Source organism: Variovorax sp. E3 (genome assembly GCF_016082275.1).
Classification (GTDB): Bacteria; Pseudomonadota; Gammaproteobacteria; order Burkholderiales; family Burkholderiaceae_C; genus Variovorax.
Genome location: NZ_MOWM01000216.1, coordinates 1 through 9616 on the forward strand (window position 1 = coordinate 1; position 9616 = coordinate 9616).

The following is a 9616-nucleotide window of genomic DNA, read 5'->3' on the forward strand; positions in this document are numbered from 1 at the left end:
CCGACCCGGCCAACTGGCCTGCCAACCGCCGCGTCGAAGTGCGCGTGTACTGGCGCGACGCGCCCGTGGCCGTGGCGCCCGCGCCGGCGGCTGCCGACCCCGGCGTGTGCCGCACCTTCACCGCCTTCGGCACCGACGACGCGCCCTTGCGCCTGAGCGTCGACGGCCAGTTGCTCACGGCCGAGGGCAAGGCCGACGCGGGCGACGGAACGAACAGCGCCGACCGCCAGCGCTGCGTCGACGTGCAGCTGGAGCGCAACCAGCTGCGCCTGCAGTACGACAACCTCTCGCAGCCGCGCCGCCTGAGCGCCAGCGCCTGGCCCACCACCGTGGTGGCCGGCGACACCGTGCGCTTCGCGGGCTACAGCAACTACCTGCTGTTCACCTCGAAAGCCGAGCTGCGCGTGTTCACCGCCAACGACGTGATGCAGCGCCGCCTGCTGGCCACCGTGCCGCTGGACGCCGCCCTGCGCGGCGAATGGCAGGTGCCCGAAGGCCTGCTCGACCGCCTGACCGACGGCGCGGCCGATGCCGGCGGCAAGCTCTACTACCGCGTGCGCGTGTACGACCGCCAGGGCCGCTTCGACGAAACCGACGACCTGTCGCTCTCGCTCGCCAAACGCCATGTGCCCGGGAAGGGCACGCCGCCCGACCCCGCGCGCGAGCTGCTGCGCGGCTACGGCATGAACAACATCGCCATCGCGAACATTCCGCTGCCGGCCGGCACCGTCACCGCGAGCGGCGCGGCCATCCGCCCCGGCGAGACGGTGCGCGCGCTGGGCTTCGCGGTGCCGGTGGACGAGAGCGGGCGCTTCGTGTTCCAGCAACTCGTGCCGCGCCGCGTGCAGACCGGCGAGATCGCCGTCACCGACGCACAGGGCGCCACGCGCGCCTACCGCCGCGACTTCGAGCTGCCCGCGAGCGACTGGTTCTTCGTCGGGCAGGCCGACCTCACGGTGGGCAGCAACAGCGTGAGCGGCCCGGCCGCGATCATGACCAACGACAAGAACCGCTACGGTGGCGGCGGCTGGAGCGAAGGCCGCATCGCCGGCTACGCCAAGGGGCAGCTCAACGACCGCTGGACGCTCACGGCCAGCGTCGACACCGAGGAGCGCCCGCTCAAGGAGCTGTTTCGCAACCTCGACCGCAAGGACCCGACCTCGCTGTTCCGCCGTTTCGACCCCGAGGACTCGTGGACCACCTTCGGCGACGACTCCACCGCCATCCAGGACGCGCCCACGCAGGGCCGCTTCTACCTGCGCGTGGACGACGGCCGCTCGCAGGCCATGTGGGGCAACTTCAAGCTCAACTTCGGCGACACCGAACTCACGCGCGTGAGCCGCGGCCTGTACGGCTTCCACGGCCGCTACCTGGGCGACGGATCGACCGCGTTCGGCGAGGCGCGGCTGAAGGTCGACGCCTTCGCGGCCGAGCCCGGCACGCTGGCCGCGCGCGAAGAATTCCGCGGCACCGGCGGCTCGCTGTACTACCTGCGCAACCAGGACATCACGCGCGGCGCCGAGCGCGTGACGCTGGAGATCCGCGACCGCGACTCGGGCTTCGTGCTCAAGCGCACGCAGCTCGTGCCCAGCTCCGACTACGAGATCGACTACCTGCAGGGCCGCGTGCTGCTGTCGGCGCCGCTGCCCAGCCTGTCGGACGATGGTTCGCTGGTGCGCGCCGGCGGCTTCACCGGCATGCCGACCTACCTGGTGGTGGACTACGAATACACGCCCATCGCCACCTCGCTGAGCACGCTGGCCATCGGCGGGCGCGTGTCGTGGTGGGCCAACGACCACGTGGGCGTGGGCATCACCGCGTCGCGGCAGGACCAGATCGGCGCCGACCAGCGGCTGGCCGGCGTCGACCTCACCGTGCGCAAGACCGAGGCCACCTACGTGAAGGGCGAGTTCGCGCGCAGCAAGGGGCCGGGCACCGGGCAGCTCGACTCGCTGGACGGCGGCTTCAACTTCAGCGGGCGCAACGGCGCCGCGGGTTCGCTGCTGGGCAGCGGGCCGACCGGCAACGCCAATGCGTGGCGGCTCGAAGGGCAGGCCGACCTGGCCGACTTCGAGATTCGCGGCGGCGGGCGCGTGAGCGCCTACGCGCAGTCGCGCGACGCCGGCTTCTCGGCGCCGGGCCAGTACGCGAGCAACGCCACGCGCCAGGTCGCGCGGCCGCCACCGTGCCCTTCGGCGAGAAGGGCGAGGCCGGCGAGCTGCGGCTGAAGGTCGACCGCCGCGACGAGCGCGACGGCTACAACAGCAGCGTGCTCGACGCGCAGTACGGCCTGCGCCTGTCGCCCGAATGGAAGCTCGGCCTGGGCCTGCGCCATGACGACAAGACCGGCGACGCGCTCATCACCAGCCCGTCGCTGCCCACCACGCAGGCCGTGTCGGGCGAGCGCGCCGACGCGGCCGTGCAGCTGGAATACACCGGCAGCGACCGCTGGAGCGCCTACGGCTTCGCGCAGAAGACGCTGCGGCGCACCGGCACGCGGCTGGAGAACGACCGCCTGGGCTTCGGCGGGCGCTACCGCGTGAACGACAAGCTGGCGCTGCGCGGCGAGCTCTCCACCGGCGACGGCGGCCTGGCGGGCAAGGCCGGCGTCGACTACCAGTACGACGACCGCTCCAACCTCTACATGACCTACGTGGCCGACACCGGCCGCACCGACGAGAACCTCATCGGCTGCGGCGGCAGCCTGGTGACCGGCGTGCGCTCGCGCGTGGGCGACGGCCTGACGATGTTCACCGAGCACCGCCATGCCACCGGCACGCAGCCGGGCCTCACGCATGCCTACGGCGTGCAGTACGCGCCCGACACGCGCTGGACCTTCGGCGTGAACTTCGAGAACGGCTGGGTCGGCGCCGAGACGCTGGGCGCCACGCGCCGCGAGGCCATCGCCTTCACCACCGGCTATTCGAGCGAGCGCCTGAAGTACAGCGGCGGCCTGGAATACCGCAAGGACCGCACCTCGGCCGAGACGCGCACCAGCTGGCTGCTGAAGAATTCCTTCACCTGGAAGGTCGACGACGATTCGCGCTGGCTCGGCAAATTCAACTGGGCCGACAGCGACAGCAGCACCGGCGTGCTGGCCGCGGCCAAGTACACCGAGGCCATGCTGGGCTACGCGCTTCGCCCCGCGTTCAACGACCGGCTCAACCTGCTGTTCAAGTACACCTACCTGTACGACCTGTCGTCGCCGGGGCAGGTGGTGTCGGGCGGGGTCGACTCCAGCCTGGGCACGGTGTCGAGCAGCAGCATCGACTACCAGCAGCGCAGCCACGTGTTCGCGATCGACGCCACCTGGGACTTGAACGAGCGCTGGACCGTGGGCGGCAAGTACGCCTGGCGGCGCGGCGAACTGCGCGCGAGCCGCGACAGCTCGGCGCCGTGGTTCAAGAGCTCGGCCGAGCTCGCGGTGCTGCGCGTCGACTGGAAGCTGGTGCGCAACTGGGACTGGATGGTCGAGTGGCGCACGCTGCGCGCCAGGGAACTGAAGGATCGCAAGAGCGGCTGGGTCACGGCCGCGTACTACCACGTCAACGAGAACCTGAAGGTGGGCGTGGGCTACAACTTCACCGACTACTCCGACAACCTCACCGACATGAGCTACCGCAGCAAGGGCTGGTTCCTGAACGTGCTGGGCAAGTTCTGAGAGGCCGGACGCGCGCATGCATGACCGAAACCACATGCCCTTCACGATGCCGCTGGTCGACATCGCGCAGGCGCTGGCGTTGTCGCGCTACCCCGGCGACCACCGGGACCGCTACCGGCTGTACGAGGAATGGGCGCGCGACTTCCAGGCCGACTTCGAGGCCCGCGCGGCGGCCGGGCGCAAGCCGGGCAAGACCTACATGAGGACGTCACGGCCTTCGCGCTGCGCCGCGCCGCGGCCTACGGCTTCGAGGCGCGCGCGGAAGATTTCGGCGGGCGGCTGTGCAGCGAGGCGCGGCTCGTCGCCGGCGTGCGCTGAAAGGCTCAGGCGGCGGTGGCGCGGCGCAATGCCGCGCGTGCGAGCAGGCGCGTGGAGTCCAGCGTGGGCAGCGCCGAGTTGCCGTCGTTCAGCACCAGCGGCAGCTCGGTGCAGCCCAGCGCCACGGCATCGCAGCCGCGCGCCTTCAGCCTTCGATCATCTGCCGGAGCACCGCCGTCGACTCGGGGCGGATCACGCCGCGCACCAGCTCGTCCATGATGATGCGGCCCAGTTCGATGCGCTCCGGCGCTTCGGGCCGCACGGCGACGAGGCCCGCGTCCGACAGCGCCTGCGGATACACCTCGCTGTCGACCAGCCAGCGCGTGCCGAGCACGCCCACGGTGCCAAAGCCGCGCGATGCGGCCTCGGCCGCGACCACCTGGGCGATGTGCAGCCAGGGCAGCGGCGAATGCGGCAGCACGTGGTGCATGGCCTGGTGGATCGTGTTGTCGGGGCAGATCAGGAAGTCGGCGCCGCTGGCCGCGAGCTTGCGCGCGGACGAGAGCATCAGCTGCGCGACGCCTTCGATGTCGCCGCCGTCGAGGCAATCGACATAGCGCGCGAGCGAGTGCGTGTGCACCGAGACCTCGGGGTGCGCGTGCGGTTGTCCGAGGTAGTGGGCGCCTTCCACGCACAGCGTGCGGTAGCAGAGGGCGGCGCCTTCGGCCGAGCAGCCCACCACGCCAATGTGCAATGTCATTCGAGAATTCTCCGGAACAGCAAGGCGCACAGTGTCGCAGGCGCCGCGCCTCAGTGCAGGCGGTCGGAGCGCAGCCGCTGGCGGTCGTCGGTCATCGAGCGCGCGGCCAGGTAGACCGAGCCCGCCGCCGCGAGCCCGCCCGCGCCGGTCAGCAGGAACAACAGCAGGATCTGGTACTTGGCCGCCTCGACCGGGTCCATGCCCGCCAGCAACTGGCCGGTCATGATGCCGGGCAGGGTAATGACGCCGGCCGCCGACATCTGGTTGATGATGGGGATCATCCCGCGCCGGATCGACGAGCGCGTGAGCTCCGACAGCGCCTCGTGGATGGTCGCGCCCAGCGCCAGCTGCGCCTCGATGCGCGCGCGCCCCGTGGTCACGCCCTCGAAGAAACTGTCCAGGCCCAGGCTCGCCGAATTGAGCACGCTGCCCAGCACGATGCCCATGAGCGGAATCGCGTAGCGCGGGTCGTACCAGGGGTCGGGGCGGATCGCCGTCATCAGCGCGAGCACCACCGTCGCCACGCTCGAGATGCCCACCGCCGCCGCGCCGATGCGAAAGTTGCCGCCGCGCGCGAGCCGGTGCGACGGCCGCACCGCCACCTCGCGCGCCGCGGCCAGGATCATCAGCACGACGATGGTGAGCGTGACCACCGGCGACGCCGCCGCGAACACGAAGCGCAGCACCAGCCCCACCAGCAGCAGCTGCACCACCATGCGCGCCGCCGCCCACAGCACCTGGCGGTGCAGCCGCAGGTGCAGCGCGAGCGAGGCGCCCGCGTTCAGCAGCACCAGCAGCGTGGCCAGCACCAGGTCGGTGGCGTCCAGGTGAATGGTGGCGTTCATGCGGCCTCCCGCAACTGGCCGTCGGCCATGTCGAAGCGCCGGTGGCCGATGCGCGCGGCCTGCTCGCGCGAGTGCGTGACCATGAGGATGGTCAGGCCCTGCGCCAGCCGGCGCGCCAGCAGCGCCTCGATGACGAGCGTCGATTCGGCGTCCAGCGAGGCGGTGGGCTCGTCGAGCAGCAGCACGGCGGGCTCGCGCGCGAGCGATCGCAGCAGCGCCAGGCGCTGGCGCTCGCCGGTCGAGAGGCGGGGAATGTCGGTGTCGAGCAGGCCGGGGGACAGGCCGATCTCTTCCATCCACGCGCCCAGCCGGGCGTGGGTGGCCTCCGGAAAATGCGCGGCCACCGTGTCGGCCCACCATGCGGCTCGGCCGCCTGGTAGATGACGCGGCGCCGCCACTGCGGCCCGCTCAGTGTCTTGCGCTCGACGCCGTCGAGCACGACGCTGCCTTCGCCGGGGTCGAGGTCGGCCACGAGACGCAGGAACACGCTCTTGCCGGAGCCCGACTTGCCCAGGATGCAGACGCATTCGCCGCGCGCGGCGCTCAGGTCGATGGCACCGCCGCCGCGCGTGCGAAGGCTGCTGATCTCCAGGAAGGAGGCGTTCTTTTTTTCCATCGTGCGGTCGGCGTCGGCGCCATTCGTGGTCGGCATTCGCCGCCGAGTATGAACGCTGCGCGTGCAACGCGTGCGACCCGCGCGAAGACGAAAAAAGGCGCCCGAAGGCGCCCCTTGGCCGCGTCAGCGCGGGATCAGAACGAGAACGAACCCGTCAGCGAAGCCGAGCGGCCCGCGCCCACCGTCGCGTAGTGCGAGCTGTACACCTTGTCGAAGTAGTACTTGTTCGTCAGGTTCTGGATGTTCAGCTGCAGGCTGAAGTTCTTGTTGACCACGTAGCTCACCATGGCGTCGTACTTCACGTACGACGGGATCCACTTGGTGTTGTTGACGTTGCCGTACTGCTTGCCCACATAGGTGGCGCCGCCGCCGATCGTCAGGCCCGGCATCACGGTGTAGGTGGTCCACAGCGTCGCGCTGTCCTTGGGCGTGTTGGGGAACACGTTGCCGTTGAACGGCGAGACGGCGCCGGTGGCGGTGAAGCCGTTGTCCGTGATCTTCGCGTTCAGGTGCGTGTAGCCGCCGAACACCTGCCAGTCGCGCGTGATGCTGCCGGCCACGCCGAACTCGATGCCTTCCACGCGCTTCTTGCCGACGTTCTGCGTCGAGCCGTCGGCCGCGACGACGCGGGCGTTGTTCATGTCGGTGCGGAAGATCGCCGAGGTCAGCACCAGGCGGCGGTCCAGCACTTCCCACTTGGTGCCCAGCTCCAGGCTGCGGCTTTCCTGCGGCTTCAGGTTGCGGATGGCCGCGCTGATGCCGTCGGCGCCGTCGCCGCCGTCGGTGCCGGGCGGCGTCGACGAGGTGCCGTACGACACGTAGATGCTGCCGTTGGGCGCTGGCTTGTAGACCGCGCCGACCTGGTAGTTCAGGAACGAGGCCTTGTTGGCGAGCTCGATGCCCGGCACCATGCGCCCGGCCGGCACGGCCACGCTGGTCGAGCCGGTGAGCGTGTTGCTGGGCACGGCGGCCGTGGTCGCGATCGGCGCGATGTAGGCGGGCGTGACGGCGCGCGTCTTGTAGTCGTCCCAGCGCAGGCCCAGGTTCAACGACCACTGCGGGTTGAACTCGATGGTGTCGAAGGCGTAGACCGAATTGGTGGTGGTCTTGACTTCGGTCACGGCCGGCGAGTTGGCGATGCCGCCGGTCCAGGGGTCATAGGGCGTCGGGCTCAGCGCCGAGGTGCAGTTGAAGTTGCTGCGGATGCCCGAGCCCACGGCGCAGTTCAGGCCGCTCACGCCCGTGCGCGGGTACGACTCGAAGCCGGTCTTGGGGTCCTGCAGGAACAGGTAGCTGCCCTTGGTGGTGGATTCCTTGCCCAGCTCGATGCCGGTGGTGAAGCTGTGCTTGATGCCGGCGGTCTCGAACTTGCCCGTCAGGCTGGTCTGGTTGACCAGCGACTCGGTGTCCGTCACGCGGTTGTTGGGCCGGCGCCAGACGTTGCCGTTGACCAGGAAGTTGCCGCGGCTGTCGTCGGGCTGCGACCAGATGTAGTCGTTGGTCGAGTTGCTCGCGCGCGTGACGTTGCGCAGCACCAGGCCGCCGCCGAAGTCGTGCTTCACGTCGACGGTGCTGGCGTCGACCTTGGTGCGCTGGTAGTCGCGCCCGACCACGCCGTAGTACGTGCCGCGCGGCACCACGATGGGCTGGCCGTCGCCGTTGAGCAGCTGGTTGGTGCCCGAGCTGAACGGGTTGTTGATGGGAATGCCCGAGTCGGGCAGGTCGTTGGTCTCGTAGTGGTAGTAGCTCAGCGTGACCTGCGTCGGCGAGTTCAGGCCGAAGGTCACGCTCGGCGCCACGCCCCAGCGCTTGACGTTGACGGGACCGCGCCCGGCGATGTCCGACTTGAAGTTCAGCACGTTCAGGCGGGCCGCGACGCTGTCGGACAGCTTGCGGTTGATGTCCAGCGTTTCGCGCTGGTACGAGTCGGTGCCCAGGCCGACGGTGCCGCTGAAGAAGTTCTCGGCCTGCGGCGTCTTGCTGATGATGTTCACCGAACCGCCGGCCGAACCGCGGCCGCCGAACGCGGAGCTGGGGCCCTTCACGACCTCGACCGACTCCACGTTGAAGATTTCGCGCGTCTGCGCGGCGCCGTCGCGCACGCCGTCCACGTAGGTGTCGCTTTGCGCGTCGAAGCCGCGGATGAACGGGCGGTCGCCCACCGGGTTGCCGCCTTCGCCGGCGCCGAAGGTGATGCCGGGCGTGGTGCGCAGCGCGTCGACCAGCGTGGTCGCGCCGGTCTGGCGGATCACTTCCTGCGGGATCACCGTGATCGACTTGGGCGTGTCCAGCAGCGGGGCCGTGAACTTGGGCGAAGCCGACTTCTCGACCTTGTAGTCGGTCGAGGCCTCGACACGGACTTCGTTGAGCGTGCTCTGGGCATGCGCGGACACCGAGCCGATGGCCAGCAGTGTGGCGGTGGTGGCCATGCGGCCAGAAATGTAACGCGCAGGCGAGTGCTTGCGGCTTTTGACGTAGGTCATAGTCCTCCGGGGGTTTTTGCGGGCCGTGCTCTCTACTTGGCCGACCGGGCGAACGCCGGGCCGGCTGCACGCTGCGTCCCCACGGGGGAGGATCACGCGTCACGGTTATGAGAATAGTAATGACTCGCAATACCAAGTGACATTGAACTTTACCTTTCGTTTGCAATGCGTTTGGAACTTTGTCTCCGTATTGCGACACATTGCCGTCACACAGCAGGGCCGAGAGTTAACCATCTGCTTACAATGAGAACCATTCGCATCAAGCGCATGGATTGCATTGCGAGCCCTCATGCCCACCTCCGAAGCCTCCGTCCGCCTCGTGAACACGCTGTACAGCGACCATCACCCGTGGCTGCTGGCCATGCTGCGCCGCAAGCTCGGCAACCTGGACAACGCGGCCGACCTGGCGCACGACACCTTCATGCGCATCCTGTCCTCGAACGAGGCGGGGCCGCTGCGTGAACCGCGCGCCTACCTGACCACCGTGGCGAGCCGCATCGCGGCGCAGTACTTCCGCCGGCTCGCGCTGGAGCGCACCTACCTGGAGGCCATCGCGCACCTGCCCGAGGCCAGCACCCCGTCGCCCGAAACCCGCTTGCTGGTGCTCGAGGCGCTGGCCGCCGTGAGCCGCGTGCTCGACGGCCTGAAGCCGCATGTGCGCGAGATCTTCCTCATGGCGCAGCTCGACGGCCTGACCTACCCGCAGATCGCGCAGCAGCTCGGCGTGACGCTCAACGTGGTGCAGAAAGCCATGCTGAAGGCCTACCGCCACTGCTATGACGCCGTCTATGGCGACTGAATCGAAGGAGCGGCTGGCCCGCGTGCTGTTCAGGCCCGCGACCGACGCGCCGCGGCCGATCGACGCCGCCGTCGTCGACCAGGCGGTGGCGTGGCTGGTCAAGATCCAGTCGGGCGGGGCGTCGGCGGCGGACAGCGCCGCCTGCGACCGCTGGCGCCAGGCGGACCCCGACCATGAGCGCGCCTGGCTGCGCC

Annotated in this window: 6 protein-coding genes and 3 pseudogenes; 5 read left to right on the plus strand and 4 right to left on the minus strand. The window is 69.6% G+C overall.

The window, feature by feature from the left end:
* From BMG07_RS37660 to BMG07_RS37670, 3 genes and pseudogenes are all read left to right on the plus strand, one after another.
* Positions 1–2228, plus strand: a pseudogene (locus BMG07_RS37660) (OmpA family protein); the annotation flags it as partial.
* Complete coding sequence (locus BMG07_RS37665; RefSeq protein ID WP_198088758.1) at positions 2186–3661, plus strand: hypothetical protein; 1476 nt, start codon at positions 2186–2188, stop codon at positions 3659–3661. The pseudogene BMG07_RS37660 and the gene BMG07_RS37665, both read left to right, overlap by 43 nt.
* A 129-nt stretch (positions 3662–3790) precedes the next feature.
* Positions 3791–3979, plus strand: a complete 189-nt coding sequence (locus tag BMG07_RS37670; RefSeq protein ID WP_198088759.1) for a hypothetical protein — start codon at positions 3791–3793, stop codon at positions 3977–3979.
* Positions 3980–3984: 5 nt separating this feature from the next.
* On the opposite strand, the pseudogene BMG07_RS37675 reads toward BMG07_RS37670, so the two are convergent.
* The 4 genes and pseudogenes from BMG07_RS37675 to BMG07_RS37690 all read right to left on the minus strand — a co-directional run bounded on the left by BMG07_RS37675 (position 3985) and on the right by BMG07_RS37690 (position 8569).
* Positions 3985–4679: pseudogene (locus tag BMG07_RS37675) on the minus strand (aspartate/glutamate racemase family protein).
* Between the two features lie 50 nt (positions 4680–4729).
* Positions 4730–5524, minus strand: coding sequence for an iron export ABC transporter permease subunit FetB (gene fetB / locus BMG07_RS37680; protein ID WP_198088760.1), 795 nt, complete (start codon positions 5522–5524; stop codon positions 4730–4732).
* Positions 5521–6176: pseudogene (locus BMG07_RS45260) on the minus strand (ATP-binding cassette domain-containing protein). The gene fetB and the pseudogene BMG07_RS45260 overlap by 4 nt, the downstream one beginning before the upstream one ends.
* Positions 6177–6274: 98 nt before the next feature.
* A complete protein-coding gene (locus BMG07_RS37690) occupies positions 6275–8569 on the minus strand; it encodes a TonB-dependent siderophore receptor (protein WP_269759796.1) in 2295 nt (764 codons plus the stop codon).
* A 343-nt stretch (positions 8570–8912) separates the two neighbouring features.
* Between BMG07_RS37690 and BMG07_RS37695 the strand changes: the two genes are divergently transcribed.
* Positions 8913–9422, plus strand: a complete 510-nt coding sequence (locus BMG07_RS37695) for a sigma-70 family RNA polymerase sigma factor (RefSeq protein WP_198088763.1) — start codon at positions 8913–8915, stop codon at positions 9420–9422.
* A partial coding sequence (locus BMG07_RS37700; protein WP_198088764.1) for a DUF4880 domain-containing protein occupies positions 9412–9616 on the plus strand: 205 nt, incomplete at its 3' end. The genes BMG07_RS37695 and BMG07_RS37700, both read left to right, overlap by 11 nt.

What these genes read in the sequence shown, in the direction of transcription:
- BMG07_RS37670 (WP_198088759.1), top strand. Translation starts at nt 3,791, where the DNA reads ATGGGCGCGCGACTTCCAGGCCGACTTCGAGGCCCGCGCGGCGGCCGG.
- fetB (WP_198088760.1), bottom strand. Translation starts at nt 5,524, where the DNA reads ATGAACGCCACCATTCACCTGGACGCCACCGACCTGGTGCTGGCCACG.
- BMG07_RS37690 (WP_269759796.1), bottom strand. Translation starts at nt 8,569, where the DNA reads ATGGCCACCACCGCCACACTGCTGGCCATCGGCTCGGTGTCCGCGCAT.
- BMG07_RS37695 (WP_198088763.1), top strand. Translation starts at nt 8,913, where the DNA reads ATGCCCACCTCCGAAGCCTCCGTCCGCCTCGTGAACACGCTGTACAGC.